At 68.4% G+C, this 24,195-nt stretch carries 32 protein-coding genes; 22 read left to right on the top strand and 10 right to left on the bottom strand.

The annotated features are described in order from the left end of the window. Positions 1-15: 15 nt before the first annotated feature. From ACWEVP_RS03215 to ACWEVP_RS03195, 5 genes are all read right to left on the bottom strand, one after another. Positions 16-891, bottom strand: coding sequence for a GNAT family N-acetyltransferase (locus ACWEVP_RS03215; RefSeq protein WP_452060993.1), 876 nt, complete (start codon positions 889-891; stop codon positions 16-18). An 87-nt stretch (positions 892-978) separates the two neighbouring features. Next, complete coding sequence (locus ACWEVP_RS03210) at positions 979-1,149, bottom strand: hypothetical protein (protein WP_452060992.1); 171 nt, start codon at positions 1,147-1,149, stop codon at positions 979-981. 20 nt (positions 1,150-1,169) lie between these two features. Beyond that, the gene (locus ACWEVP_RS03205) at positions 1,170-2,270 is read right to left on the bottom strand and encodes a radical SAM protein (RefSeq protein ID WP_452060991.1); all 1,101 of its coding nucleotides are present in this window, start codon (positions 2,268-2,270) and stop codon (positions 1,170-1,172) included. After that, the gene (locus ACWEVP_RS03200; RefSeq protein ID WP_452060990.1) at positions 2,258-2,575 is read right to left on the bottom strand and encodes a hypothetical protein; all 318 of its coding nucleotides are present in this window, start codon (positions 2,573-2,575) and stop codon (positions 2,258-2,260) included. Before ACWEVP_RS03200 ends, ACWEVP_RS03205 begins: the two co-directional genes overlap by 13 nt. Continuing rightward, positions 2,572-3,333, bottom strand: a complete 762-nt coding sequence (locus ACWEVP_RS03195) for a TauD/TfdA family dioxygenase (RefSeq protein ID WP_452060989.1) — start codon at positions 3,331-3,333, stop codon at positions 2,572-2,574. Before ACWEVP_RS03195 ends, ACWEVP_RS03200 begins: the two co-directional genes overlap by 4 nt. Positions 3,334-3,497: 164 nt before the next feature. Between ACWEVP_RS03195 and ACWEVP_RS03190 the strand changes: the two genes are divergently transcribed. Both ACWEVP_RS03190 and ACWEVP_RS03185 read left to right on the top strand, forming a co-directional pair. Further along, positions 3,498-3,914 (top strand): NUDIX hydrolase, encoded by a 417-nt coding sequence (locus tag ACWEVP_RS03190; protein WP_452060988.1) that lies wholly within the window; start codon positions 3,498-3,500, stop codon positions 3,912-3,914. A gap of 6 nt (positions 3,915-3,920) precedes the next feature. Then, complete coding sequence (locus ACWEVP_RS03185) at positions 3,921-5,171, top strand: helix-turn-helix domain-containing protein (RefSeq protein ID WP_452060987.1); 1,251 nt, start codon at positions 3,921-3,923, stop codon at positions 5,169-5,171. Positions 5,172-5,194: 23 nt separating this feature from the next. Here ACWEVP_RS03185 and ACWEVP_RS03180 read toward each other — a convergent pair whose 3' ends face one another. The 4 genes from ACWEVP_RS03180 to ACWEVP_RS03165 all read right to left on the bottom strand — a co-directional run bounded on the left by ACWEVP_RS03180 (position 5,195) and on the right by ACWEVP_RS03165 (position 7,331). Further along, positions 5,195-5,947: a Scr1 family TA system antitoxin-like transcriptional regulator gene (locus tag ACWEVP_RS03180; RefSeq protein WP_452060986.1), complete on the bottom strand. Its 753-nt coding sequence runs from the start codon at positions 5,945-5,947 to the stop codon at positions 5,195-5,197. Further along, positions 5,944-6,309, bottom strand: coding sequence for a hypothetical protein (locus tag ACWEVP_RS03175; protein ID WP_452060985.1), 366 nt, complete (start codon positions 6,307-6,309; stop codon positions 5,944-5,946). The genes ACWEVP_RS03180 and ACWEVP_RS03175 overlap by 4 nt, the downstream gene beginning before the upstream one ends. A gap of 24 nt (positions 6,310-6,333) precedes the next feature. Beyond that, positions 6,334-6,666 (bottom strand): hypothetical protein, encoded by a 333-nt coding sequence (locus tag ACWEVP_RS03170; protein ID WP_452060984.1) that lies wholly within the window; start codon positions 6,664-6,666, stop codon positions 6,334-6,336. A 434-nt stretch (positions 6,667-7,100) separates the two neighbouring features. Continuing rightward, a complete protein-coding gene (locus ACWEVP_RS03165) occupies positions 7,101-7,331 on the bottom strand; it encodes a hypothetical protein (RefSeq protein ID WP_452060983.1) in 231 nt (76 codons plus the stop codon). Positions 7,332-7,510: 179 nt separating this feature from the next. Here ACWEVP_RS03165 and ACWEVP_RS03160 point away from each other — a divergent pair, with 179 nt between their 5' ends. The 3 genes from ACWEVP_RS03160 (at position 7,511) to ACWEVP_RS03150 (ending at position 9,528) form a co-directional block, all read left to right on the top strand. Further along, positions 7,511-8,347: a helix-turn-helix domain-containing protein gene (locus tag ACWEVP_RS03160; RefSeq protein ID WP_452060982.1), complete on the top strand. Its 837-nt coding sequence runs from the start codon at positions 7,511-7,513 to the stop codon at positions 8,345-8,347. Beyond that, positions 8,344-8,520 carry a DUF397 domain-containing protein gene (locus ACWEVP_RS03155; RefSeq protein ID WP_452060981.1) on the top strand — a complete coding sequence of 59 codons (177 nt, stop codon included), beginning with the start codon at positions 8,344-8,346 and terminating at the stop codon, positions 8,518-8,520. Before ACWEVP_RS03160 ends, ACWEVP_RS03155 begins: the two co-directional genes overlap by 4 nt. Before the next feature lie 369 nt (positions 8,521-8,889). Continuing rightward, positions 8,890-9,528 carry a prepilin peptidase gene (locus ACWEVP_RS03150; protein WP_452060980.1) on the top strand — a complete coding sequence of 213 codons (639 nt, stop codon included), beginning with the start codon at positions 8,890-8,892 and terminating at the stop codon, positions 9,526-9,528. Here the strand turns inward: ACWEVP_RS03150 and ACWEVP_RS03145 are convergent. After that, positions 9,520-9,972, bottom strand: a complete 453-nt coding sequence (locus ACWEVP_RS03145) for a winged helix-turn-helix transcriptional regulator (RefSeq protein WP_452060979.1) — start codon at positions 9,970-9,972, stop codon at positions 9,520-9,522. The genes ACWEVP_RS03150 and ACWEVP_RS03145 overlap by 9 nt on opposite strands. A 152-nt stretch (positions 9,973-10,124) precedes the next feature. On the opposite strand from ACWEVP_RS03145, the gene ACWEVP_RS03140 reads away from it, so the two are divergent. From ACWEVP_RS03140 to ACWEVP_RS03060, 17 genes are all read left to right on the top strand, one after another. Beyond that, entirely contained in the window at positions 10,125-10,571 is a 447-nt protein-coding gene (locus tag ACWEVP_RS03140) for an XRE family transcriptional regulator (RefSeq protein WP_452060978.1), read from the top strand. Next, entirely contained in the window at positions 10,568-11,119 is a 552-nt protein-coding gene (locus ACWEVP_RS03135; protein WP_452060977.1) for a hypothetical protein, read from the top strand. The genes ACWEVP_RS03140 and ACWEVP_RS03135 overlap by 4 nt, the downstream gene beginning before the upstream one ends. Continuing rightward, positions 11,110-12,237, top strand: a complete 1,128-nt coding sequence (locus ACWEVP_RS03130) for an MAB_1171c family putative transporter (protein WP_452060976.1) — start codon at positions 11,110-11,112, stop codon at positions 12,235-12,237. The genes ACWEVP_RS03135 and ACWEVP_RS03130 overlap by 10 nt, the downstream gene beginning before the upstream one ends. Next, entirely contained in the window at positions 12,234-13,442 is a 1,209-nt protein-coding gene (locus ACWEVP_RS03125) for an FAD-dependent oxidoreductase (RefSeq protein WP_452060975.1), read from the top strand. The genes ACWEVP_RS03130 and ACWEVP_RS03125 overlap by 4 nt, the downstream gene beginning before the upstream one ends. A gap of 160 nt (positions 13,443-13,602) precedes the next feature. Further along, the gene (locus tag ACWEVP_RS03120) at positions 13,603-14,022 is read left to right on the top strand and encodes a DUF6355 family natural product biosynthesis protein (protein WP_452060974.1); all 420 of its coding nucleotides are present in this window, start codon (positions 13,603-13,605) and stop codon (positions 14,020-14,022) included. Between the two features lie 94 nt (positions 14,023-14,116). Beyond that, positions 14,117-14,695 carry a hypothetical protein gene (locus ACWEVP_RS03115; protein ID WP_452060973.1) on the top strand — a complete coding sequence of 193 codons (579 nt, stop codon included), beginning with the start codon at positions 14,117-14,119 and terminating at the stop codon, positions 14,693-14,695. Between the two features lie 290 nt (positions 14,696-14,985). Further along, positions 14,986-15,567 carry a hypothetical protein gene (locus ACWEVP_RS03110; protein WP_452060972.1) on the top strand — a complete coding sequence of 194 codons (582 nt, stop codon included), beginning with the start codon at positions 14,986-14,988 and terminating at the stop codon, positions 15,565-15,567. Then, complete coding sequence (locus tag ACWEVP_RS03105; RefSeq protein ID WP_452060971.1) at positions 15,564-16,229, top strand: SAF domain-containing protein; 666 nt, start codon at positions 15,564-15,566, stop codon at positions 16,227-16,229. Before ACWEVP_RS03110 ends, ACWEVP_RS03105 begins: the two co-directional genes overlap by 4 nt. Next, entirely contained in the window at positions 16,226-17,032 is an 807-nt protein-coding gene (locus ACWEVP_RS03100) for a hypothetical protein (RefSeq protein WP_452060970.1), read from the top strand. Before ACWEVP_RS03105 ends, ACWEVP_RS03100 begins: the two co-directional genes overlap by 4 nt. Then, entirely contained in the window at positions 17,022-18,347 is a 1,326-nt protein-coding gene (locus ACWEVP_RS03095; protein WP_452060969.1) for a CpaF family protein, read from the top strand. Before ACWEVP_RS03100 ends, ACWEVP_RS03095 begins: the two co-directional genes overlap by 11 nt. After that, positions 18,344-19,192: a type II secretion system F family protein gene (locus ACWEVP_RS03090; protein WP_452060968.1), complete on the top strand. Its 849-nt coding sequence runs from the start codon at positions 18,344-18,346 to the stop codon at positions 19,190-19,192. Before ACWEVP_RS03095 ends, ACWEVP_RS03090 begins: the two co-directional genes overlap by 4 nt. Before the next feature lie 14 nt (positions 19,193-19,206). Continuing rightward, positions 19,207-20,031, top strand: coding sequence for a type II secretion system protein (locus ACWEVP_RS03085; protein ID WP_452060967.1), 825 nt, complete (start codon positions 19,207-19,209; stop codon positions 20,029-20,031). Between the two features lie 12 nt (positions 20,032-20,043). Next, complete coding sequence (locus ACWEVP_RS03080; protein WP_452060966.1) at positions 20,044-20,238, top strand: hypothetical protein; 195 nt, start codon at positions 20,044-20,046, stop codon at positions 20,236-20,238. Beyond that, positions 20,238-20,609: a hypothetical protein gene (locus tag ACWEVP_RS03075; protein ID WP_452060965.1), complete on the top strand. Its 372-nt coding sequence runs from the start codon at positions 20,238-20,240 to the stop codon at positions 20,607-20,609. Before ACWEVP_RS03080 ends, ACWEVP_RS03075 begins: the two co-directional genes overlap by 1 nt. Further along, positions 20,606-21,025 (top strand): hypothetical protein, encoded by a 420-nt coding sequence (locus tag ACWEVP_RS03070; RefSeq protein WP_452060964.1) that lies wholly within the window; start codon positions 20,606-20,608, stop codon positions 21,023-21,025. The genes ACWEVP_RS03075 and ACWEVP_RS03070 overlap by 4 nt, the downstream gene beginning before the upstream one ends. Further along, positions 21,022-21,426, top strand: coding sequence for a pilus assembly protein TadG-related protein (locus ACWEVP_RS03065; protein WP_452060963.1), 405 nt, complete (start codon positions 21,022-21,024; stop codon positions 21,424-21,426). The genes ACWEVP_RS03070 and ACWEVP_RS03065 overlap by 4 nt, the downstream gene beginning before the upstream one ends. A gap of 40 nt (positions 21,427-21,466) precedes the next feature. Beyond that, a complete protein-coding gene (locus tag ACWEVP_RS03060) occupies positions 21,467-24,121 on the top strand; it encodes a hypothetical protein (RefSeq protein WP_452060962.1) in 2,655 nt (884 codons plus the stop codon). Positions 24,122-24,195: the final 74 nt, after the last annotated feature.

Below are 24,195 nucleotides of genomic sequence, written 5' to 3'. Positions count from 1 at the left end.
CTGTGCCGGATCGGTTCACGCGGCCACCGCGCAGGTGAAACCGAGGGTGGTCAGCCCTTCGGAACAGAACAGCGATTCCGATGCCCCGCCGGTGGCGGCTTGCAGCAGCTGGTACTGCGCGCCGTGCCGGGCGCCCCAGGCCATGGCGGCGCGCCACAGGGCGCGGCCGTGCCCGCGGCCGCGGTGCTCGGGATCGACCACGAAGTATTGCGGCAGCAGGACTGCTGCCCCGTTGCGATCGGGCAGCACGGCGAGCGGACCGATCGCTCCGCGGATGATGCCGTCGTCGACGGCGGTCAAAATCGGCCCATCGACGCGGCCTGCACGCCAGCGCCGGCAGAGAAACGCGAGCCCTGCTTCCGGTGTCTGCTGGGCCAGCTTGGCGAAGGTGTTCTGGGTGGACGAAGGGCAGTCGTCGAGTTCTTGGATTGGTCCGGCGGCGTCAGGGATGTTCTCCTGCGCGAAGGTTTTGAGCAGGACCCGGGTTCCGATGGTGGTGTCGGTCTGTGGTGGCTCGGGGGTGAACCAGATGACGCGGCCGGTCGCCGCGCCGTAGGCGGTGCACCATCGGCGAGTTGCCGCGCGAAGAGCTGGGGTTTCCAGTTCGATAGCACTGTAGACGTGGGTTTTGATCATGCCGGTTCCGCGGTGGTTGAGCGTGGGGATGATCGTGACGTCGGGGCGGTGGATGATCTCGTCGACCAAGACAGTCTCGGACTTGGTCGACGACCAGCGGCGCTCCTTGTCGAACGGCAGCATCTCGCCGGTACGCGCGGCGGCCACGATCTCGTCGAAGATCTCCGGCCGCAGCGTGTCCGGGTGCACCGGTCCCAGGGTGGGGACGACGGGCACCTCGAGGACGCGGCGCAACCAGCGCGGCCGGAATCGCATGCAGGGCACGCTACCCACCCGGCCGGCGCTGCTCGGTGACCCCCGGCGGTGGACACGCCGGAGGTCACCGAGACAGCTGAGGTACTGCTAGTACGGGTTGTCGTCACCGGCGTTGCAGCTGCACTTCGACGACTCGACCAGAACGTCCAGGTGCTCGACGAACTCGATCTCGGCCGGACCCCGCGGGGTGACGAGCGGCACGGGGACGGTGGTGCCGCTCGGGTCGCGCCGTTCGAGTGGGACGAGGACAGCGGTCATGGTTTCCTCCTCTCGGTTGATCAGTGCTGGCAGTAGGTGCTCAGCGGGGCCTTGGCTTTCCGGTAGAGCGTGACCAGCGGCATGCAGGTGCCGCAGCTGCCCTGCAGCCGGCAGCCCGTGCAGCCGCCCTGGCGCAGCAGCAGTCGGTCCGCGATCCCACCCAGCTGCACCAGCCCGGCCAGGCCCTCTTCGAGGAGAGGGATCTGGGGGTCGCGGCCGACCTTGCAGATGCTGGCCATGCCGTGCGGGTCGACGTGGAAGAAGGTGTGGCCGGCGTTGCAGCCGGTGAACGGCTTCCGCTTGCGCAGGTACTCCTGCGACTGCGCGGGCAGGCTTTCCGCGCCGCCGTAGATGGTGGGGGACATGTTGGAGAACACGTGATGTGGCAGGTCGTAGCGCTCGGCGAGGGCCTTCATCGCGTCCAGCTCGTGAGCGTTGTGCTGGGTCACGATCAGGTTCAGGTTCAGCGGCAGCCTTGCCTCGTGCGCGGCGGCCAGGCCGCGGGAGAACTTGGCGAACGATCCGCGGCGGCGGGTCAGGCCGTCGTAGGACTCGGCGGTCGCACCGTAGACGCTGATCGTGAGCCGGTACGGCCGGTACTGGGTCAGCAGCTCGAGGATGTCCGGCTGGGCCAGACGGGAGCCGTTGGACGAGATGGACAGCATCATCCCCAGCTCGAACGCCCGCTGGTAGACCGTGGTGAACAGGTTGTCGATCAGCGGTTCACCGCCGGTGAGCTGCAGCCATAACACCCCGGCGTCGGCGAGCAGCTGCAGCAGCCGTTCCCGATCGCGCCAGGTCAAGCCTTCGAAGCGTTTCAACCCGAGATAGCAGTGCTCGCAGTCGTAGTTACAGCCCAGGTTCAGCTCGTACGAGGCACGGCCGTAGGCGGGACCAGCAGGTGCGCGCACCAGGACCGCGTCGGCGAGGCGGCGGCCGGAAAGATCCAGGTCCGGCCAGCGGCGGCGCCCCGCATCGACCAACCAGTCCGGACAGGGCTGCTCGTTCGCGGTGGACGCCAGGTCGTCCCAGAGGTGCACCGGCAGCCGGATTCCCGATTCGCTGCCGGGGCGTAGGAGGAGGTAGTCATCGAGGAAGGGGCAGGCGATCAGCTCGAACATGGATGGCTCCTCAGCATGGATTGGCCGATGGATCGGCTGGACTCGACTGCGGCGATCGAGGCATGGATCTGCTCGGCGGCCGGGACGGCCAGGGCGGCATTGATGACGACGGTGAGGCTGCGACGGCGGATGTCGATGAAGAGCAGATCGATGTCGGTGGCCTCGCACAGCTCGTGCAAGGCGCCTTGCCAGTGCGGGAGGTCGTTGTCCGGGCCGAGTCGTTCCCAGGGAACGATGATCCACTTACCGCGCTGCAGGGCCGTGGCGATGTCTTGCGGGGCAGATACCCAGCGCAGGGCGGTCATGGCGCTGCCCGGGAGTCGGTAAATCCGCCGGGGATCAGCCAGCCGGGGTGGGGGTCGAGGTGGACCCGGCAGACCGTCCGGTGTCCGGTGAAGGCAGTGCGGCCGTGCAGCCATCGCCGGTTGTTGACCACGTAGCCACAGCCGGCGGCTGCCGGGATGGGGACCGCGTGACGGTCGATGACCTGCCCGAGGACCGCGAGCCACCGCTGGGTGTGCGGGGCGAAGCGCGCGAGCTCGTCGCGCCGCAGCCGCATCCCGACCAGCTGACCGGGGCCGGGTTCGAAGACGCTGCCGACGATCCCGGCCGCGCCCCCGAAGTAGGCGCCCCGCGCGGCGGAGAGGTCGGCAAGCGCGTCGGGAGCGATGGCGGCCAGCTCGCCGTGGACAGCCTGGCCGTCGACAAGGACGTAGTCGCCGCCGCGCTCGGCCGGGCGCATGCACATCGCCAGCACCAGCCCCGGCGGCCCCGGCCGGTCAGAGCAGTCGGTGTGCGGTGCCAAGGGCTGTCGGCTGAACCCGGCCCGCCCGGGCCGTGGCCGGACATCGCCGCGGGCGGCCAGCACGGTGATCCCGGAGGCGTTGCTGTCCCGGTGCGGCACGATTCGGCCTAGCCGGGCCGCCAGCTGCAGCAGCTGCTGTTCGCTGCGGACGCCGTCGAACAACGCGACGCCGCGCCGTGCCAGCACCGCCGCCAGCTCGCCTGCGCCGCCTACCGCTTCCACGTCGACGTGGCAGTCCGACAGCACGGTAGCGAGCACCTCGGGGTCTCCTCTCGGCGCGTCTTGGTCGGCTTGTTCAGCAGACCGGGCGCCTGTGGGCGCCGTCCACTGACAGATCGTCAACCTCGTGGCTGCACCGACGGCGCCGTTGCGCTGCTACGGTCGGTGACGCGCTGTGTCGGTCGGCAGGGGAGCTGGTGCTGGTGGCGGAGTCCGGATACCCGGTGTCGATCAAGGGTGTGCTCGTCCGGAACGACCGGGTACTGCTGGTCCACAACGAGCGCGACGAGTGGGAGCTGCCGGGTGGACGGATCGAGCCGGGCGAGACGCCTGAGCAGACCGTGGCGCGCGAGATCAGCGAGGAAACCGGGTTGCCCGTCGATGTCGCCGACATCCTCGACGCCTGGGTCTACCACATCGACGTCGCGAACAAGGACGTCTTCATCGTGACCTACGGCTGCAGGTCCACCTCGTCCGCGGCGCCCGTCCTGAGCCACGAGCACAGCCGGATCGCCGAGTTCGCCGAGCACGAAGTGCCCGGGCTGTGGATGCCGGAGGGGTACAAGCGCTCGATCGCGACCTGGTTCGACCGGCTCCGCGCCTCGGTGACGGCGAGGTAGCGGACCATGGCCGGCTGCGAACGCTGCGGTGCCGCGTTGAGCCGCCACGCTCGCCCACCGGTGTGCCCGACCTGCCAAGCCGGCACCACGACGCTCTCGGCGCGCCCACCGCGGCTGGCACCGGCGGTGTGGATGTGGTCCGACCCAGTCGCCGCTACCGCCCTCACCTCGCGCGACCTCGCGACCATCCTGCGCGCTTACCGGACCGTGAACGGCCTCAGCCAAGAAGCGCTGGCCGTGCTGCTCGGCTACGACAAGTCGTACATCGCAATGATCGAGACGCGCAGACGGACGCCCGGCGACGTTGCCGGGCGGCGGCACATCGCCCGCGCGCTCGGCCTGCCCTTCCACGTCCTGGGCGTCACCGATCCCGACGGCGCCGACTTCGCCGCCTTGGCGCAGTTCGGCGACAGCGTCGTCCGGCTGGCCGAGGTCGCGCGCCGATCCGGGCGGGCCGTCGAAGCGGTCAACGAGCTGTGGCCGCTGGTGGCCCGGCTGGAAGCCCGCGCCGCCGACGGACGCCTCGAACGCGACACCCTCCAGTTGCTGGCCTCCGCCCGGCTGGCGCTTGGCGTGTCGCTCGGCACCGTGCTGCCAGAGGAGCGGCTGACCGGCGCCGCGGCCTGGACCGGCAAGGCCCTCGTCCTGGCCCGCCACCTCGGCGACGATCACTTCCTGGCCGAGACCTTGCGGATGCACGGCAACGAGCTCCGCAAGGCCGGACGACTTCCCGCCGCTGTGGCTCGCCTCGAGCACGCCGTCACCCTGTCCCCAGGCCTCCGCGAACGCGGAACCGCGTTCGCTCTGCTCGCCCGCGCGACCGGGGAGGCGGCCATGCCCGACCGGTTCGTCGATGCGATCGACGCCTGCCACAGGCTGCTGGAGTCCGGAACCGATCAGGGAATGCTGCTCAACCCGTTCACACTGCGCGAAATCCATGCCCGCGGGTTGCTTTCGCTCAACCGCCCCGGTGACGCGCTTCGCGCCCTCGAACGCGCCGACCCTGGCGAGCCGGCCGCGCCGCAGTGGCAGGTCATCGAACGCGTCACCACCGGAGAAGTTCTGGCTGCCGGCGGCGAGCGCACCGGTGCCGAAGACGCCCTCACCGTGGCCATCATGACCGCCGAACGACGTCGGCTGCCTCACCAGCTGCAGAGAGCAATCCGCGCCGCCGACCGCAGTGGCATGACCCGCGTCGGAGCAGCGGGCCGAGCCGCATTGCAGCGCCTGCGCGGCCTCCTGGCTCCCGCGGCGTAACACTATCTCGGCGAGCGTGCGCCTCAAGACCGTTCGCATGGCTTGCCCGCCCGAAAGCCGGCGCACGTGAGTGATTCCCGCACGAGCGCATCGAACGTTGCTCGGTAGCGCTGGACTGTGTCGGGATCCCTGACGAAAATGAGGTTGTCGTGGTGTCGCAAAGCGACGGTGAAGACCCCGCCTCCGCCGTCGTAAATCGTGAATGGCTCGATGATTTTCTCGACGCCTAAAGGGAGGATCCTGACCTCCATCCCGGGGAGGTCGGCCACTGCCCGGAGGGCTTGGAGTTGGGGGCCGTTCGCCGGACCCAATGTCGCGGCGCCCAGCAGGACGGTTCGGTGGCCGTTTCGACCTAGTTCCAACCTTCGAACTTCGTGGCTGAAGACTGCCAAATCGATGTCGTCCGGCGCCTGCAGCGGTTCGGGAACCACGTGCGGAGCCCACTCGAAGGTATGGACCGCGAGCTCCTCCAGAGCCCGTCGGCGGCTGGCAGACCTCGCGTCCAGGGTTTCAAGGGAAATCGGGTCATCCAGCTGGCGCCGGAGCTGCATGACCCGGCTGTACTCTTCCGGGCTCACTCGGAGAAAACCGAGAACGTGCGCCAGATCCGCGATCGCTGGTGCCGTCTTTCCCGTCTCCCAGAGGGAGAGGTTCTGGGCGGAGATGCCGAGCTTGGCTGCCAACCTACGCAGGCCGAAATCTGCTGCGGTCCGGGCATCACGCAGCGAAGTGCTCAAGGCGAGCCGAGCTGGAAGGCAGGGAATTGTTTTGGTCATGCGCATTCTCGTTCCGAAGTGCGGGATGCCGGGATGATGCCGGCATCGACGTCATCAGCGTGGGATCGGAGCAGATCGACCAGTTCGTCCGCCACGTCGGCGAGCCTGCGTTGTTCGTACGGCGTGGCGGTTCCGTCCCGGAGCTGTGCGACAAGAAGGAAGATTCGCCATTGCGCAGCTTCGAGAGCGTCGACGAGCTGCTGTGTTTCGCGGGTCATGACGGCTCCGGGCGTGACGGCGGGACAGTCCGGCTCGGACAGTCGGCGGAGGCCGACGAGGACACGGCAGAGACGGATGTAGTCCGGGTGTTCTGCGACCAGCTGGTCGGTTTCGGTCGGCCAGGTAATCTCTGTTGACGCCACCGTGCTTCACCACCCTGGGAGAGTTCATTGCGCCACATCGTCGGACCAGCCCATCACCTGGAGCAGGACGTCTTCCGGTGGGCCTTCGACAGGTCCTCGCACGGGGAGTGATCCCTGCTTTCCCCAGTCGCCCAGGGCGAAACGCGCCCCGATCGCGCGCGCCGGCGTCTTCAGCGTTTCGATGCGCACCACGTCTTGGTGTGCATCAGTCGTCCGGAGGCCGACAAGCGTTTCGGGCTTAAGTGAACCGGCGGGAGCGCCACGCCATTCCCAGCCGCGGCGTCGCGACTCGTTGATGGCTGCGCTTGAGCGCTCCCACGCGCGAACGGCTTCGTCCCATCGATCAGCGTCGGTCATTGTGCCTCCGAGGAATTGCGTCGCCGAAGTCGTCGCCACCATGAGGTGCCACGCGGCGTGCTGCGGCAGGAGGTTCGGTCGACGGCGAGTCGCCCACGGCAGGCCGGGCACGTGCAGCGCGGCGCGTCGATCATCGGCGCAGCTGAAAACTGGGCGCCGCAGATCCCGAGGTAGGAACCGGAGGATCGCATCCCGTCGACGAACGCTGGTTCCGTGACGAGGTGGTTGATGCCGGTCGACGCCTCGGTAACCCACAGCAGGCGTGCGGGCGTCCGGCGTCTCGTAGGTGCGGTAGCCATCGTGAAATCTCCGCGGTCGAGCTGGATCGAAGGGAAATGGGCACCCGGCCGGTGTGCTGAGTCGGGGGCAAGCACACCGGCCGGGCTGATCAGGGGGTGACTGTCATCTCGCCGCTGGAGCGGCCTGGTGGCCGGTCATCTCCGGTCTCCCGGTAGATCGAGCACCTGCATCGCCTGGGCGTGGCTGACCAACTCGGCCATCGCCTGGCGGGGCAGGAACGCAACCGAGCCGTCGGCGCCGACGCGGATCGCGCGCACGGGTCCGTCGGTCGTGTCGACCAGGCCCAATGTGACCTGCGTCGCCGAACCGGTCGGCGTTCGGGCGGGGACGATCAGCGGTGTTCCGCGCCAGCGGTGTCCTCGCATGCCCGCCTCCCCGTTACCCTGTCAGGGCCATGAGCTGGGCGCTGACAATGCTGCCGAACTTTGGTAGCAAGTGTCAGCGGTGGTAGCACGGCTGCGCAATGACCTAATTGGGTGACCTCTGCGGTCGGCTCCACCTGCACTAGCATGTGCTGCATGGCTGGTAGCACCGCGAGGCGCCGATGAACCTCGGCGACGCGCTGAAGGAAGCGCGAGAGTCGCGTGGAGTTTCGCTGCGGAAACTGGCCGTGCTCATCGGCCGCAAGGAGTCGGATTCAGGACTGATCTCCCGCTGGGAAACCGGCGAGCGTAATCCCAAGCCTGAGGACGTGGCGTCGATCGTCGAAGCGCTCGGCATTGGAGACGATGCCGGTGCCGAGTTGATGGCGCTGGCGACCAATGCTGGGCAGAGCGGGCGTTGGCATGCCGTGACGGTGGCTGAACGGCGACAGCAGATGAACGCCCTTCTGGCAGCGGAGCGGACGGCGACGACCGTCACGCACTTGGCTCCTTTGCTGATCCCCGGCGTTCTCCAGACCAGCGCGGTCATCCGCGCCATCATGGTCGATGCGGAAGTGCCCGCCGATGAGATCGACGAGCGCGTGGCCATCCGGATCGGTCGACGCGACCTGATTACCCGCAAGTCGCCGGCAACGCTCGATGTGTTGCTGGGCGAGGCGGCGATCAGGCATGTCATCGGCGGCCGCGACGTCTGGGTTGAGCAGCTGACGTATCTCTCGGAGATGATCGAGCTGCCCAACGTCAAGGTGCAGATCATCCCGTTCGAAGCTGGATGGACACCGCTCCTCGCTGGCTCGTTCATCCTGTTCGACTCGGATCATGCGCCGTCGATGATCAGCCTCGAGCTGCACCGAGGTGGCTTGATGCTTTATGCCGACGAGGACATCGCGGTGAATCGGCAGAAGGCCGAGGCGGCCCGAAGCAAGGCGATGAGTGAGAAGAAGAGTCTCGAGCTCATCGCGAAGGTGAGGAGCGAGCTGATGGAGGCGAAGGCATGACGAACTCGACCGGCTGGTTCAAATCGAGCTGGAGTTCTGAGACGCAGGACTGCGTCGAGGTTCGCCTCGGCGACGAAGTCGGTGTGCGCGACTCGAAGGCGCCGTCCGATGGTCAGCTTTCGGTCGGCCAGGCTGCCTGGGTTGCACTCCTGGCGAGTCTCGCGACGACCTGACCTGCTGACGGCAATCGAACACGTGTTCTAGATGCGTGGTAGGTTGCTGTCGTTCGAGGTCGCGGTGTCAGGAGGTCGAAGTGGCGTGGTTGCTGAGGGAGCGAGCCACCGGCTGTGAGTGGCGCATCGGCGACAGTGACCTCGCCTGGGAGGCCGGGGGTTACGACACTGTCAGGTTCGAGCTCCACGTTCTCGATGAAGAGGTCAGCGGGGCGCCGGACGGCCTCCCCGACTCCCGTCGGACGTCCACAGCCTGCGCCAGCACCGCGTAGACACGTTCGGCGCCCTTGTTGATCACCGTGTGGCGAGCGAGCCGCGCCGTTTCTACGATGATCACCTCGGGCACGGCGATCGCGGGGTGGGTGCCAGATGACGGAGCTGCTTCGTCTGGCCGTCGGACTGATCTTGGGCTTGGCGCTCACGCCGGTGGCCCTGTGCCTGCTACGCAGGTCGATGACCTCCGAGCTGTCGAGCGTGCGGGTCGCTGCTGTGGTTGTTGCCGTCGCGGCCGCGGCGGCGGTCGTGGCGCTCTGGACGCCAGTCGCCATGGCCTTCGGTGCCGCGTTCGTCGGCCTGGGCATCCCGGCGGCGGCTGTCGACGCCGTCGAGCACCGCATCCCGGACCGGCTGAGCCTCCCGCTGTTCGGCACTACCGCTGTCGTCGCAATCGTCGCCGTGATCGTTGGCGGTGACGTCGGAGATGGCCTGCGTGCCGTCGCCAGCGGTGTGGTTTGGGGCGCGGCGTTGCTGCTGTCGTACCTGATCACCGGTCAACCGGGTCCCGGAGACGTCAAGCTCGCCCCGAGCGTCGGCATCCTGCTGGGCTGGTTCGGCTGGCCCTGGGTCCTGGGTGGCTTCCTCGCGACGTACGTCCTTACTGCGGCAGGGGGATTGGTCGGTGTGCTGCTGCGCAGGTACTCGTTCCGGGACGGTCAGGTGCCGATGGGGCCGTCCATGATCGCCGTCGCTTTGGTGTGCGGCACGCTCGCCCAGTTTCCCTCAGGCTGAGCGTCGGGCACTTTCGGAGTCCTGGCTCCGCCGGTGCCGCGCCTGGTCGACGATGTCCGCGTGCTGGCTCACCCAGTCGGCGAGTGGCTGCATGGCTTCGAGCGCTTCCCGAGTCGCCGGCGCCAGCGAGTAGGTGACCGACGGCGGGAACACACCTGCCGCCTGGTCTCGGACGATCAGGCGGTCCGCCGTCATCGTCTTCAACGTACGCGTCAGCACGCTGGCGTGCAGTACTCGTGGTCGCCCGGACCAGCTGTTCGCGGCCGCGGCGTCGTTGAGCGAACCGACCATCTCGAGCAGTTCGGTGTAGTGCTTCGGGCCGCTCTTCAGCGCCAGCAGGATCGCCGTCATCCAGTCGCCGCCGAAGAGCTGCTTCGCGTCGTGCAGCTTGCGCAAGCGTTCGGCGTCCTCGGCGGTGATCGCCTGTGTGCTCGGTCGAGTCATCGTTCCCTCCCCGGTTCGATCACCCCAGGCTGTTGATCTTAAGTTTTCGCAGGTCGCGTCTCAACTATCGCGCGGGCATTCACCTGATCAGGTCTTAATTTCAGTTAAGACCGCTGGTGAGCGGTACCGTCGAGGGGAGCTGAGGAGGGGTGATGGCCGAACGCGGGCGTGACTTCGCGGACAAGCTGAACCACCTGTTCGCCGTCACGAAGTCGCCGGAGGGCGACGAGTACAGCAACGACTTCGCTGCGGACTCGATCACCGCCGCAGGCACGAAGATCTCTGGCACGTACATCTGGCAGCTGCGCAAGCGGAAGCGGGACAACCCTACGATCAAGCACGTCGAGGGGCTGGCCAAGTTCTTCGGGGTGCCGGTCAACTACTTCTTCGATGACGACGTGACCGACCACGTCGACCAGCAGCTTCGTGAGCTGGCAGCGGAACAGGAACGCCTCAAAGCGAGCACCGGCGACCAGGAAGCGCAGCGGATTGCGATGCGGGCCGGCGAGCTGACGCCGGATCGCCGTCAGCTCGTCATGGACCTGCTGGACGTCGTCTACCGCGACCAGCAAGCAGCGCGGGAGCGAGGGGAGGGATGAACGAGCGGGTGCTGCGCCGCCGATGTCGGCGGCTGCTGAAGGAGTTGGACATCCGCCCGCCGCTCGACGTCTTCGAGCTGTGCCGGCGGGTTGGTGAAAGCCGCGGCAAGCCGATCCGCCTGCTTCCCCACTCCATCCCGGTGCCCGGTCCGTTCGGCGTGTGGATCAGCACGCGCCTGGCCGACTACATCTTGTACCAGCAAGAAACCAGCAAGCCGCACCAGAACCACATCATCCTGCACGAACTGGGCCACCTGCTGGCGGGCCACGAGAGCGATCCATGCGATGACGAACTGCTGACGGGGCTCTACCCGGACATGTCGCCGGAGAGCCTGCGTCAGCGATACCCGGACCTCGAGCCGGACGCCGTTCGCAGGGCGCTGCGTCGCACTTCGTACGACACCGACCAGGAGCGCGAAGCCGAAACGACGGCGACGATCATCTTGGAGTGGGCTTCGGTCCTGGATCAGTTCGTCGTCGACGGCGAAGCCAGCCGGACCGCCCAACGCATGGGCGTTGCGCTTGAAGGCCGGTTGGGGTGGATGTGACTCCGCTGGTCCTCGCGTACGGGATCGTTTCAGCCGCCCTGCTGCTGTGGCTGGCCGCACGGTTGGCGCGGAACCCGCGGAACGCCGCTCTTCGCAGCGTGACGGCGCTCGTGGCCTGCCTTGCCGTCGCCTTCCCGTTTGGTGCCATAGCCGACAAGGGCGCCCACGCGTTGGGCCTGTCGCCCATGATCTCGCGACTGATCCAGCACGGCCTTCTGCTGGTCGGCGTCTACAGCCTCGTTTGCTTCTTCCTGTTTTCGGCACGTGAGCGCGAGGTGGCCCGGCGACGTGCCGGCTGGTACGCCGTCTTGCTGCTGGCGGCCGAAATCGTGCTTCTCGTCTCCGCGTTGGTGACGCCGGTGTCCGTCCGGACAAACGACCAGTCGGTGCCCAGCGTGGCGGTGTTCTTCATTGCGGCTGACGTGTTCATGGCGGTCGGCTTCGCCGCGGCGGCGGTGTGGGCATGGCGGTACGCGCGCGAAGCGGGCGGCCGGCTGGCCAGAGGTCTGCGGATCGCAGCCGTCGGCCTGGTCGCGGTCGTCTTGGCGAATTGCGTGTTCGTGCCCTCGATTGTGCTCGGCTTGATCTACCACGTGGGGGTCGCTGATCGCGGCGGTTCCGCCGGGACGGTGGTGGGCGCGCTCGCGGTCACCATTCTGCTGATGCCGGGCGTCCTGCTCTTCCTGTCCGGCGTCAGCTATCCGGCCGCGATGACCAGGGTGGGCGCAGTGCGAATCTGGTGGCGTCACCGCCGTGGATATCGGCAGCTGGCGCCACTGTGGACGGTGCTGCACACGCAGTTTCCCGATGACGCACTGGATCGGGTACCGGCTGCACCGTGGCGTGACGCACTGCGTCTACGTGGGACACACCGCCGGTACTACCGCCGGGTCGTCGAGTGCCGCGACGGCCTGGTCCGGATCAGCCCGTATCTGGCGCGGACCGATGCCATCGATCTCCCGAGCCGCCTGCGACAGGCACTGGCCGCTCACGCAGCCGGTGAGCCGGCTCCGACAAAGGCAGTGCCGGTCGCACTCCCGGAGGGCGACGGGCTGGATTCGGACGTTCGCGAGCTGGTGCAGTTGGCTCGAGGCCTGGAGACGAGGGGAGTGGGATGACCAAGGCGCTGATCATCGGCGGAGGTATCGCGGGGCCGGTCACGGCCATGGCACTGCAGAAGGCGGGAATCGACTCTGTCGTCTACGAGGCCTACCGGACCGGTGCAGACGACGTCGGCGCGTTCATGACGATTATGAACAACGGCTTCGACGCCCTGCATGCCATCGACGCCGACAAGCCCGTATTGCAGGCGTCCTTCCCCGCTGATCGCGCGTTGTTCTGGAGCGGCTCGGGCAAGCAACTCGGCGAAGCACCCATCGGCGGCGGCTCGGGCGGCGGGTACGGGCCGCACACGATCAAGCGGGCCTCGCTGTACCGGGTTCTGCACGAGGAGGCCGGCCGGCGCGGGATCAAGATCCAGCATGGCGAGCGACTCGACGACGTCGACACCGAGCTCGGCCACGGCGTGGCAGCGATCTTCGAAGACGGCACGCGGCAGGAAGGCGACCTGCTGATCGGTGCTGACGGCATCCACTCGGCGACCCGGGTGCTCATCGATCCGAAGGCGCCCGAGCCGCGCTACACCGGAACGGTGGTGTTGTGCGGCTACGCCCGGCAGGCGCCGGTGGACCCGATGCCCGGCGTGTACCGGATGACGTACGGCAAGCGCGTCTTCTTCGCCTACACGACCGCGCCGGACGGCGAGACGTGGTGGTTCGTGAACCTGCCGCGCCCGGAGCTGTCCAAGGCCGAGCTGGCGTCGACGACGCTCGAGGAGTGGAAGCGGCAGGCGACGGCGTTGCTCCGGCGGGACCGGTCGCCGGCGGCCGCGATCGTCGAGGCGTCCGAGCAGATCCGGGCGAGCAACGGCTACGACATCGCGTCGACGCCGCGGTGGCATGCAGGCCGGATGATCGTCATCGGCGACGCCGCGCACGCTGCGGCGCCCAACGCCGGGCACGGCGCGTCGATGGCGATGGAGGACGCCGTCGTGCTGGCAAAGTGCCTGCGCGACCTGCGCGAACCGGCGGCGGCGTTCCGAGCTTACGAAGAGCAGCGTCGAGAACGGGTCGAGCGCTTGGTGGCCACCAGCGCCAGGATGGGCAGTACGGCGACACCTGGCCCGATCAAGCGGATCATGCGGGACATGGCGATCTCCAAGCGGCTCAAGAGCGGCCCGCGGAACACGGCGGCGTGGCTGACGCAGCACCACATCGATTGGGACGCGCCGGTGTCAGGTCCGGCTGTCCAGGTGCACGACTAGGCTCGACTCCGAACCGACTGGTCCTCGGCTCCGGTCGACCAGCCGTCGGCCACGCGCGAGCACGGCCGGACAGGTCGACCGTTGCCTCGCCGTCGAGGTGCTCATCCTGTGAACGGATGAATTTGGAAGAACTATTCATGCGTACTTGAAAGTCCGTGTCATGCACCGTTTGCAGTGCGTGGGACTACGGCCGGTACACCTGATTCATAGACGGAATATGGATCGGTTGGAGGCCGGAATGACGAATTCGAAATCTTTTCGCTTGGTGGCCCGGATTGCGGCCACGGGATCGATCGTGATTGCGATGCTCGGAGCCGCGTGGGCGCCGGCCGCGGACGCTGCTGTCCGCTACACGCTGAGGGACTCCTGTGGGTACCAGAGTTGGGGGAAGTACCGGCATTGCGATGGTGGCACGGGTTCCACTGTCATGCTTGATGTCCAGGACATCTGGGGCAACATCTACCACTACTGCGTCGGCCCGGGCGTGACCGATCTGCAGCCGGTGATCAGGTGGCGGGTGACGGGAGCCTGGTGGAACGGCGGCGTGGGCTGCGATCCCGGCTACTACGGCCCGGCGTAGGTACACATTCGAGTGAACAGAACTGCGACGGCTCTTTTCGTCGTGCTTGCCCGGTTTGATGAACCTGATCAACAGTCGTCAGGGAGGTTGAACAATGGTGCAGAGCTGGTTCTCGGTTGCGACGCTCATTCTCGTATCGGCGGGTTTGGCCAGTTGTGCGGGAGAAACGCAGGTGACGCCGCCGAGCGCGCCGCCGCCCGGGGCGTCGCTGCCAGCGGGTCCGAAGGTTGTGCGGCCCGAGGACGAAGCCACCCAAGCTGCGTTGGCTGCCTACGAGCTCTACTGGCAGATCAGTGAGCAGGCCGGTCACGCGCCTCGCGGGAAGGACTGGCGGCCAGAGCTGGCGAAGGCCATGGCCGATCCGGCTCTGACCGACTACGTGAACGAGGTCGCCAACCTCGCCTCCGTGCCGGCGCACACCGTCGGCCGGTACCGGCGGGCGCCGAAGGTGACCTCGGTGTCGCTCGGCGAACCGCCGCGAGTGGTCGTCACCGACTGCCTCGACGCCACCGACGAGCACCTCGCGAGCGACAAGGTCGGCGAGCCCGGCCGCAATCTCGACAACCCCGATCAGCCGCGGCGCTACGAGTTCGAAGCGCAGCTCGTCCGGTATCCGAATCCCGACCGCTGGCTGGTGCAACAAGTCCAACCACGTCTGGAGAAACCATGCTGAAAGGAAGCTGCCTCCTCACGGCCGGCCTAGTCGCGGTCGCTCTGCCCTCGGTGGCGTACGGCCAGGCGGGCCCGGGCGGATGCACGTCAGCCGGCACGCGCGGAATGTGCTGGGTCCAGGCCACCGATCCGGGACGGCCCGGCGGTGGCCCACAGCCCGGAAACGGTCCGGCTAAGCAGGCCTACGGCCACGCTTCGAGCAGGCCGCAGTTCGCGTGCGTCGACCAGCCGTGGACGCCTCCGCCCGCCGGCGATCTGCTTTGGGCTGGTCATTCGCCGTCGCAAGGTTCGTTGAAGCTGCTGATCTGCCAGGGCGGCGGCGCCCTGCAGGGGTGGCCACGAGTGGTGTTCGCGCCTGACGGCCAGCCGGTCGTCGTGCCTCAGGTGTCCCCGGCCGAGCTGGCCGACCAGGCGATCTCGGCGATGGGCCTGTCCGCTCCGGACATCCGGCTCGCGCCCCCGGCCGACTCTCCGCACGGAGCGACGATCGGTTTCCCCGTCTGGATGTGGACCGCTCGTCGTCAATCCACCATCGGGCCGATCACGCGGACGGCGAGTGCCGGCGCGATCACCGTGACCGCCACGGCGACCTTGGCGAAGATCGACTGGTCGATGGGCGACGGGGCAACCGTCAGCTGCGCCGGGCCTGGTGCGGAGTTCAGTGACGAGCAGGCTGGACAGCCGTCGCCCACCTGCGGCCACGTCTACCGCAGCCTCGTCGCCGGGGGAGTGGCCGGGATCAACGCGACGAGCCGCTGGGAGATTCGCTGGTCCGGCGGCGGCCAGAGTGCGTTCCGGACCATGGCCTTGACGTCATCGGCGCGGCTGCCGGTTCGCGAGGTCCGCACGCTGAACACCGGAGGCATGCGATGACCACGCGAGTTCAGCAGCTGCGTGGAGTGCCGGACGCTCCGCCACCGGCGCCGGTTCCGCTCCGGCCGCCGCGCCGCCGCCGGTCGAAGGTGCTCGTTCTGCTCGGCGTCGTGCTGTCCGCGGTTTCGGCCGTCGGTGTGGTGTGGGTGTTCCGAGCGACCGACGACGCAGTGGCCGCGGTCGGTGTTGCCCGGCCGGTCCGGTACGGCGAAGTCATCACCGCTGAGGTCTTGCGCGAGGTTCGCGTCCGGCCGGATCCCGGCGTACGGCCATTGCCGTGGGAACGGCGGTTCGACGTCGTCGGCCGGACGTCGCCCAACGATCTGCAACCCGGCGAGATTTTGACGCCGGAGACGGTGTCGGACTCGGTCACCGTGCCGGGGGCCGGACAGCAGCTGATCGGCGTTCCGGTGAAGCCCGGTCAGCTGCCCGCGGCGCCGCTGCAACCTCGTCAGCCGATCCTCCTCGTGCCCGCGGGCGCGGCGGGCACTGCGGTGGAGACCTGGCCGCCGGTGCGTGCAGCGGTGATCAGCGTCAGCGAGCGCGACGCGACGTCGACGCAGGTCGTCGACGTCGTCGTGCCGGAAGCGAACGGCGTTCAGCTGGCATCCCGCGCGTCCGCCGGTGGTGTCGCGATCGTCGTGCTCCCGAAGGACCGGTGATCGACGTGCTGATCTCCTTTATCTCGGTGAACGGCAGCCCAGGGGTGTCGACAGCTGCCTTGGCCTTGGGCTGGGTGTGGCCGCGCCACGCAGTGGTCGCCGAGTGTGATCCGGCCGGTGGCCGCGCGCTCAGCGTCTTCGACGCGGACGGCCGGCACGGCCGGACTGGCGTTTTCGAGCTGATGCTGCAGGCGCGGACCATGCCGCTGCACCGGGCGATGTCGAGCCAGCTGCTCGTTCTGCCGGACGGCACCGGTCGCCACCACCTTCTCCCCGGCACGAACGCGCTGCGGGAGGCCGACAGCCTTGACTGGCGACGCCTGACCTCCCTGTTCTTGGACTTGGAGACGGTCGACGTCCTCGCCGACTGCGGCCGGTTCCGCAGCCGGGCCACGCCGGACGCGGTGCTGTCCGAGGCCGACCTGATCGTAGCCGTTGTGCGCAACTGCCGCGGCTCACTGCAGACCTTCGCGAGGGCAGTGGATGTCCTCCGCGAGGAGCACGCCGTCTTCGACAACGAAGGGCTTGTTGTCCTTCTCGCCGATCCCGAGCCGCGGACCCACCAACGCTATCGGGCCGGAGAGATCGGGAAGGAGCTCGGCCTGATCGTCGCCGGCATCCTGCCCTGGGATCCCGCCGGCGCGGCGCAGTTCACCGACCGACACCAGCCCGGCCGGAAGTTCGAGACGTCGCCGCTGCTGACGCACGCGCGCCGTGCCGCGGACGAGATCGGTCGCCGCGCGATGGAGCGGATGAGCTGGCTGCGGAAGCCACCGCCGGTGGTGAACGGCCATGTCGGTTGACGTCGCCGCCTTCGCGGGCATCGACGAGGTCGTCGACCGGGTACAGCAGCGTCTGGCTCCACTGGTGCGGCAGCAGATCGCGGCGGGACAGCAGAACGAGCGCGCCGTCGCGGAAGCACTGCTCGACGACGTCCTGGCGACGGTGATCAAGGAATGGGCGGGCTCCGGACGCCCGTTCCTCGATCTCGGGCAGGAGCAGGCGGTCAGGTCGGCGGTGCTGGCCGAGATGTTCGGCCTCGGCCGGCTCGAGATGCTGCTGGCCGACGGCGGGGTCGAGAACATCGACATCATCGGCAGCGACCCGGTGTGGCTGTCCTACCACGACGGTCGAGTCGGCCGAGGCCCGCGAATCGCGGCTACTGACCAGGCTGTCGTGCACTGGCTGCAGCGGATCGCCGCCCGGATGGGCCGCATTGAGCACACCATCAACGACACCTGCCCGCTGCTCAACATGGAACTCCCCGGCGGGGAACGGCTCGCCGCGGCGATCGGCGTCACCGACCGGCCGCATATCTCGATCCGGCGGCATCGGCTGCCGACCGCGGGCTTGGAAGCACTGCAGCAGCGCGGCATGCTGTCGACCGCTCAGCTGGCGCTCCTGCGTGCGGCCGTTCGGGCGGAGAAGAACATCGTCATCTGCGGCCGCCAGAAGGCCGGGAAGACGACGCTGCTGCGGGCCCTGTGCTGGGAGGTTCCGGCCACCGAGCGGTTCGCGACGTTGGAGACGGAGTTCGAGCTCGGCCTGCATCGCCATCGGGACCGGTTTCCCGCGGTGGTGGCGTTCGAGGAGCGGGAAGGCAACACCGAGCGTTGGGAGAACGGCCGCCCGGTCGGCGGTGTCGAGCTCCCGCGGCTGGTGTGGCAGTCCCTGCGGATGCACATCGCCCGCACGGTCGTCGGCGAGGTGCGCGGTGGCGAGATCGTCCCCATGCTCAACGCACTGGCCGCCGGCGGCGCCGGATCGCTGTCGACCCTGCACGCGCGGAGCGCCGCACAGGCCATCCATCGCATGGTGCTGCTCTGCTTGGAAACGAACGCGGCGTGGACGCCGGAGTTCGCTTATGAGGTCGTCGCGAACACCATCGACCTGATCGTCTACGTCGACCTGGTCCGCGAACCTGGCCGCCTCGACCGCCACATCGCCGAGGTCGTCGCCATCGAGCCGGGGGAGTACGGCCGCCCGGCCCGGACCTACCTCTTCGCCCCGGCGGAAGGCCGCGGTTCCGCACCGACCGGGAACCTGCCGACCGACATCGAAGACTACGAGCGCGGCGGCTTCGACCGCAGCTGGCTCACCGATCGGAGCACGCGATGACCGAGTTCGTCCTGACGCTGGCCGGCGCTGGTATCGGCCTGGGCATCACGCTGGCCGTCCTCGGTATCCACGGCCTCGAGCCGAACGAGCTGCCGGCGTTTCGGCGAAGCCGACGACTCCTGAGCCGGCGCCGCAGCTCCGGGCGGTGGGCGCTGGCCTGCGGTGTGGGAGCGATCGTCTGGTTGGTCAGCGGCTGGCCGGTCGCCGGGATCGCCGTAGCCGCCGCGGGTGCCTTCCTGCCGTGGCTGTTCGGCGCTGGCAAGATCGCGGCCCAGCGAATCGAGCGCCTGGAAGCGCTCGAGGACTGGCTGCGACGCCTCGCCGATGTTCTGCGGGCGGGAAACGCTGGGCTCGTCGGCGCTTTGCAGGGGTCCGCCCACGACGCGCCGCCGGCGATCAGCGCCGAGGTCGTCACACTGGGACAGCGGCTGCGCACCTGGGACGTTGCCGACGCCCTCCTGCAGTTCGCCGACGACCTCGACGACCAGATCAGCGACGCCGCCGCGGCCGGCCTGTGCGTCGCTTATCGGCAGGGGACCGGCACCGCCGAGCTGCTGACCACCCTCGCCCGGCAAATCGCCGCAGATGTCGCGGCGCGCCGGGACGCGGAGACTGAACGTGCTCGGAGGCGGTCCGCTGCCCGAATTCTGCTCGGGCTCTGGGCCGTGATGTTCGCCGGCTTCGCCGCCTTCGGCAGCGACAGCTACACCACGGTGTACAGCTCGGTCGGCGGCCAGCTGGTGCTCGCCCTCGTACTCAGCGTTGTCGGCGTCGCGGTCGTGTGGCTGCGCCGGCTCGGTGTCGAGCCGCCGGTGCTGCGGTTCCTGCAGCGGGAGCGGTCATGAATCCGGAGCCTGTAGTGATCGCACTGGCGATCACGGCGGCGATCGGCGTGACGCTGATCGTGGCGGCTTTCACGCCGACGCGACCACGGCTCGCCGACGTCCTTCACAGGCCGCGGCAAGAGCCGCGTTCTCTGATGGTCGGGTACGCCGATCGGCTGCGGCTGATCGCGAACCCTGCGGACCTCGCGCTGGCCGGCCAGTCCCGGGAGTCCTTTGTGGTCCAGCGCCTCGGCTACTTGGTGGGCGGCGCACTGTGGATTCCGGCCCTCACCGTCGTCCTGGCGCTCGTCGGCGCGGCGCCACCGATCGTGCTGACCGGCGCAGCGTCCCTCGGCTGCGCGCTCCTCGGCTGGCAGCTGCCGGTGATCATGCTCAAGAACAGGGTCAAGCACGCCCGGGCCGCGTTCGCCGGCGCCATGGCGGCTTACTGCCGGCTTGTCGCGCTGGGACGTCTCGGCGACCGTGGGCCGGTGGAGGCGTTGCGCTATCCGGCCACGCTCGGCTCGGGCTGGGCGTTCCGGCGGGTCAAGCTGGCCATCGACGAAGCCACGCTGCGCGGGCGGATGCCCTGGGACGGCTTCGCCGAGTTGGCCGAGGACACCGGCGTCCGCGAGCTGAAGGATATCGGGCAGATCATCGCCAGCGCCGGTCAGGACGGCGCCAGCATCGTCGACACCCTGCGCGCCAAGGCCGCCGCCCTGGACGAGAAGCAGCTGGCCGACCGCAAGACCGGCTCCTCGGTCCGCTCTGACCGCATGGACATGCCCGTCGCCCTGCTCGGCTTGGCGTTCATCGCCTTCCTCGCGTTCCCCGGCCTCTACCTGATGCTCCACACCTGAGAGGAGAAGATCATGCTCGGCAAGATCACGTTCTGGTGGCTTTACATCGAGGCACGCCTGAGCCAGTTCGCCGACGAAGGTGAACGCGGCGACGAGAACATCACCAAGGCCTTCTACGCGGCGCTCGGCATCACCGTCGCCACACTGATCGGCGCTGGCATCACGGCCTTCGTCAACGGCAAGCTCCCGCTGATCGGCGGCCACTGATGCTGGCGGGTGAACGCGGCGACGACAACGTCGCCGCGGCCATCGTCTTCAGCGCCATCATGCTGGTTGCCTGGGCAATCCTGCAGGTCGCCGTTGTGCTGCTCGGCCGCGGCGTCGCGCTCGAAGCCGCGCGTGACGGCGTCCACGCGGCACGGCTCCCGCCCGTGGACACCGCGACCGCCGCTGCTGCCGCGGCCGGCTACGTCACCCGGGCGACCGGCTCGTGGCTGAACCACGTCGCCGCGCACGCCGAGTCCGACGGCCGCAACGTCTCAGTGACGGTCACCGGAGAAGCGGTGTCGCTGGTGCCGTTCGCGCAGTTCCCGATCAGCCAGACTTCGTCCGGTCCGATCGAGGAGCTACGGCCGTGAAGTCGTCCGAGCGGGGTGACATCACCATCGAGGCGGTCGTCGGCGTCGTCGCGCTCTTCCTGGTCTTCGGGCTCGGCCTGGTCGGCCTACGGGTACTCGTGGCTGACGCAGCCATCGACGACGCCGCCCGTTCGGCCGCCCGGGCGGCGTCGATCGCCCACGACGGCCAAGCGGCCGCGGTCACCGCGGAACACCGTGCCCGCGCGGTGCTGGCCGAGCAGCGCCTGACGTGCAGCAGCCTCGACGTCGCCATCGACGCCCGCGACTTCACCAAGTCGCTCGGCGAAACCGGCTACGTCGTCGCGACGGTCACCTGTGTCGTGTCCCTCGCCGACCTCGTTCCCGGGATCGGCGGTTCGAAGACGCTTTCTGCGGTGTTCCGCTCGCCGATCGACCGGTACGGGGCCCGGCGATGAAGTCGCTGCGCGGGGAACGTGGCTCGACGTCGGTCCTGATCCTCGGACTGAGCATCGCGGTGCTTGTCGGCGTCGGGTTCGCCGTTGACGGCACACGCAAGGGTCAGGCGTACTCCCAGGCGACCTCGATTGCGGAAGAAGCCGCGCGCGCTGGGGGACAGGCCCTACGCACCCGCGCCTTGGCCGAGGGGACCGATGCGGACGTCGATCCTCAGCTGGCGGTGGTCGAGGCCCAGCGCTACCTCGCCGCGGCCGGTGTCGACGGAATCGCGCGGTGGGACGGCCGGCTTGTGATCGTCGAGACGACGATCACAAGGTCCACCGTCTTCCTCGGTTCGATCGGCATCCCCGACTTCACCGTCCACGGCACCGGAGCAGCCGTCGTGACGTCGGCGAATTAGGAGGAGTGCGATGCGAACGACTGCGAGGTTGTTTGCCGGTGTGGCCGTACTGGTCGCGGTCGTTGCGATGCCGCCGATGGCGTTGTGGCGGTTCCGGGTCGTGTACCTGCCCGATCGCGTGCCGTCGGCACCTGAAGCCGTCTCCTGGTTGACGAGCCCGGACGACGGTCGGCTCTTTCTGTTGCTGTTGGTCGGTGCGGGCCTTGTCGCGTGGTCGCAGCTCATCGTGGCGATCGGGCTGGAGTTGGCCGCCAGGCTCCGCGGTACTGCCGTCCCACATCTGCCCGGGTTCGGCTGGGCGCAGCGCTTCGCCGCGTCGTTGTTGCTCCTGATGCTGACCGCAACGGCCGCCGAGGCGGCTGACGAGCACGTCGTCGTCCCCGGCGACAGCCTGACGAAGATCGCCGCCACCGATCTAGGGAATTCAGCTCGATACCGGGAGATCTTCGACCTCAATCGCGGCATTCGCCAACCGGACGGCCGATCCCTTCGGGACCCCGGCGTTGTCCGTCCTGGCTGGGTCCTGCAGCTGCCGCACGGTGACCCCCGCGAATGCGAGGAGGTCGTCGTCCGGCCCGGGCAGACCTTATCCCAGGTCGCGCGCGAGAAACTCGGCGACGCGCGACGTTACCGCGAGATCTTCGATCTCAACCGCGGACGGCTCCAGCCCGACGGACATCAAGTGAGCAATCCCGACGAGATCCGTCCCGGCGACGTTCTGCGTATACCTGGTTCGCCGAAGCCCGCCGCCGGTGGCGGTGGTGCGCCGCCGGCCGCCGCATTCGTCCGTGTCCCAGAGTCGTGCCAGCCCCCGACGCCACCAGCACGTCCGCTTCCACCCTCTCCGTCGGCGAAGCCGTCGCCCGACGTTCGACCCCCAGCTTCGGTCGATCGCCCTTCGAGCACGGTCGCGCCATCGACGGACGCGGACGGCGGTTCTTCGATCGTGGCGATGAGCATCGGTGGCGTCCTGGCCGCCGGCTTGCTTGCGCTTCTCGCGGTTCGGCGACGCCGCGCGCACCAAAGCCGAGGCTCTGGTCAGCACAGCAGGAGCAAGGAACCGGGCAAGTTCGAGAAGGCTCTCCACGTCGTTGCACGACCCACTACGGTCGATGATCTCGACCATGCGCTGCGAGCTCTCGCGCGCCATGCCGACGGCGATCTGCCGGACCTGCGCGGAATCAAGGTGGGAGCTGAGGGAATCAGGCTCCAGTTGGCCGCGCAAAGGATGCCGGTCAACCCGTTCGTCAAAAGCGGATCGACCGAGTGGCGACTTGATCCGTCGGCGAAACTCGGTGCAGAAGACGAACCGCCGCCGTACCCGGCGCTGGTTTCGCTCGGCCACACCGGCAACCGCGATCTTCTGCTCGTCGACCTGCAGGGGATCGGCGTTCTCACCCTCGACGGAAAACTGCGATCGATCGAGGCAGTCGTTCTCGCGATGGCCTGGGACCTCGCGGCGGCTCCATGGGCCGCAAGCACACAGGTCACGCTGGTCGGGGTGGGGCAAACCTCGGCTGAACGTCACCCGGATCGACTTCGATACGCCGACGACTGGGATGACGTCCTCGACCTGATCAGGCGGCAATCGGACCGGATCCAGGTAGTCCTCTCGGTGATCCCGTTAGCCGCCGAGACCGCCGGACTACTGTCGGCCAGCGGTCTCGACGCCGTGGTGACGGCTCTAGGTGACGGCGTTGAACTACCAGGTGCATGGCACCTTGACGTAGATGAGCAACCTGCGCATGTGGAGGCGCTGGCCGAAGACGTCGAACTGCAGCAACTCACACCTGAGCAGGCCAGTGAGTTGGGCACGGCGCTCGCCGAGGCTGGCGAACGCCCCCAAAACCCAGCCGACGAGCCTCGAGCGGGGGTTACCGCCGCGCCGGGACTGCGCCAAGTACGCACCCCTGTCGTCTCGGTGGTCCCGCGTCCCGTTCCGACGAAGGCGCCTTTCATCGAGCTGCTGGGTCCGGTCCGGCTTCGCGGAGCTGATCCGGGCGCTGTTGAGGGCAAGAAGCTCAACCGATTGGTCGAGCTCGCCGCGTACCTCGCCCTGCACCCTGGTGTCACGGCCGACGAGATCTCTCGTCAGCTCGGCACGGAAGCGCAACCCTGGTCCGCTGCCACTCGGCAAGGCTACATTTCACGACTTCGGACGTGGCTGGGCCGTGACGAGAACGACGAGCTGTACGTCCCGAACGTCGACGCGCGCCGCGGCGGTTACCGGATGTCCGATTCGTTCACCACCGACTGGCAGGTGTTCCGAGACCTGGCACGCCGTGGTCTCGCCGACCGAGACTGCGCGGTCTCGCATTTGCAGGAGGCTTTGAACCTGGTGCGAGGGACACCGGTCAGCAATGTCCCGCCTGGGCGGTACGCCTGGAGCTCCTGGCTTCAACGGGAGATGGTCGACGCCGTCGTGGAGGTGGCCCACACCCTCGCCGAGGCGTACCAGAAGGCAGATGACCTCCCGGCCGCGCGCCGTGCCGCGATGCGCGGCTTGCTGGCTGAGCCGGTGAGCGAGGTCCTCTATCGAGACTTGCTCCGCATCGAGTACCACGCCGGCAACCTCACCGCGGTTCGCCAGACCGCCGACAAGCTCGTCGCCCTCGCCGCGTCGCTCGAGATGGAGCTCGATCAGGAGACCAGCACCCTGGTCAGCACCTTGGTGACGGGACGTCGTGGAACGTAGCGACCCGCGCGTGCGGTGAATCAGGATCTTCATTTCTCCGCGTGTCTTCGTCAGAGGCAGCTGGCTGCGTTGCT

Source organism: Amycolatopsis sp. NPDC003865, assembly GCF_053605345.1.
This window is presented reverse-complemented; position numbering and strand designations above follow the sequence as displayed.

What these genes read in the sequence shown, in the direction of transcription:
- ACWEVP_RS03165 (WP_452060983.1), bottom strand. Translation starts at nt 7,331, where the DNA reads ATGCGAGGACACCGCTGGCGCGGAACACCGCTGATCGTCCCCGCCCGA.
- ACWEVP_RS03200 (WP_452060990.1), bottom strand. Translation starts at nt 2,575, where the DNA reads ATGACCGCCCTGCGCTGGGTATCTGCCCCGCAAGACATCGCCACGGCC.
- ACWEVP_RS03075 (WP_452060965.1), top strand. Translation starts at nt 20,238, where the DNA reads ATGCTGGCGGGTGAACGCGGCGACGACAACGTCGCCGCGGCCATCGTC.
- ACWEVP_RS03125 (WP_452060975.1), top strand. Translation starts at nt 12,234, where the DNA reads ATGACCAAGGCGCTGATCATCGGCGGAGGTATCGCGGGGCCGGTCACG.
- ACWEVP_RS03155 (WP_452060981.1), top strand. Translation starts at nt 8,344, where the DNA reads ATGACGAACTCGACCGGCTGGTTCAAATCGAGCTGGAGTTCTGAGACG.
- ACWEVP_RS03150 (WP_452060980.1), top strand. Translation starts at nt 8,890, where the DNA reads ATGACGGAGCTGCTTCGTCTGGCCGTCGGACTGATCTTGGGCTTGGCG.
- ACWEVP_RS03135 (WP_452060977.1), top strand. Translation starts at nt 10,568, where the DNA reads ATGAACGAGCGGGTGCTGCGCCGCCGATGTCGGCGGCTGCTGAAGGAG.
- ACWEVP_RS03105 (WP_452060971.1), top strand. Translation starts at nt 15,564, where the DNA reads ATGACCACGCGAGTTCAGCAGCTGCGTGGAGTGCCGGACGCTCCGCCA.
- ACWEVP_RS03065 (WP_452060963.1), top strand. Translation starts at nt 21,022, where the DNA reads ATGAAGTCGCTGCGCGGGGAACGTGGCTCGACGTCGGTCCTGATCCTC.
- ACWEVP_RS03120 (WP_452060974.1), top strand. Translation starts at nt 13,603, where the DNA reads ATGCACCGTTTGCAGTGCGTGGGACTACGGCCGGTACACCTGATTCAT.
- ACWEVP_RS03145 (WP_452060979.1), bottom strand. Translation starts at nt 9,972, where the DNA reads ATGACTCGACCGAGCACACAGGCGATCACCGCCGAGGACGCCGAACGC.
- ACWEVP_RS03205 (WP_452060991.1), bottom strand. Translation starts at nt 2,270, where the DNA reads ATGTTCGAGCTGATCGCCTGCCCCTTCCTCGATGACTACCTCCTCCTA.
- ACWEVP_RS03160 (WP_452060982.1), top strand. Translation starts at nt 7,511, where the DNA reads ATGAACCTCGGCGACGCGCTGAAGGAAGCGCGAGAGTCGCGTGGAGTT.
- ACWEVP_RS03185 (WP_452060987.1), top strand. Translation starts at nt 3,921, where the DNA reads ATGGCCGGCTGCGAACGCTGCGGTGCCGCGTTGAGCCGCCACGCTCGC.
- ACWEVP_RS03115 (WP_452060973.1), top strand. Translation starts at nt 14,117, where the DNA reads ATGGTGCAGAGCTGGTTCTCGGTTGCGACGCTCATTCTCGTATCGGCG.
- ACWEVP_RS03090 (WP_452060968.1), top strand. Translation starts at nt 18,344, where the DNA reads ATGACCGAGTTCGTCCTGACGCTGGCCGGCGCTGGTATCGGCCTGGGC.
- ACWEVP_RS03170 (WP_452060984.1), bottom strand. Translation starts at nt 6,666, where the DNA reads ATGACCGACGCTGATCGATGGGACGAAGCCGTTCGCGCGTGGGAGCGC.
- ACWEVP_RS03080 (WP_452060966.1), top strand. Translation starts at nt 20,044, where the DNA reads ATGCTCGGCAAGATCACGTTCTGGTGGCTTTACATCGAGGCACGCCTG.
- ACWEVP_RS03180 (WP_452060986.1), bottom strand. Translation starts at nt 5,947, where the DNA reads ATGACCAAAACAATTCCCTGCCTTCCAGCTCGGCTCGCCTTGAGCACT.
- ACWEVP_RS03095 (WP_452060969.1), top strand. Translation starts at nt 17,022, where the DNA reads ATGTCGGTTGACGTCGCCGCCTTCGCGGGCATCGACGAGGTCGTCGAC.
- ACWEVP_RS03140 (WP_452060978.1), top strand. Translation starts at nt 10,125, where the DNA reads ATGGCCGAACGCGGGCGTGACTTCGCGGACAAGCTGAACCACCTGTTC.
- ACWEVP_RS03210 (WP_452060992.1), bottom strand. Translation starts at nt 1,149, where the DNA reads ATGACCGCTGTCCTCGTCCCACTCGAACGGCGCGACCCGAGCGGCACC.
- ACWEVP_RS03215 (WP_452060993.1), bottom strand. Translation starts at nt 891, where the DNA reads ATGCGATTCCGGCCGCGCTGGTTGCGCCGCGTCCTCGAGGTGCCCGTC.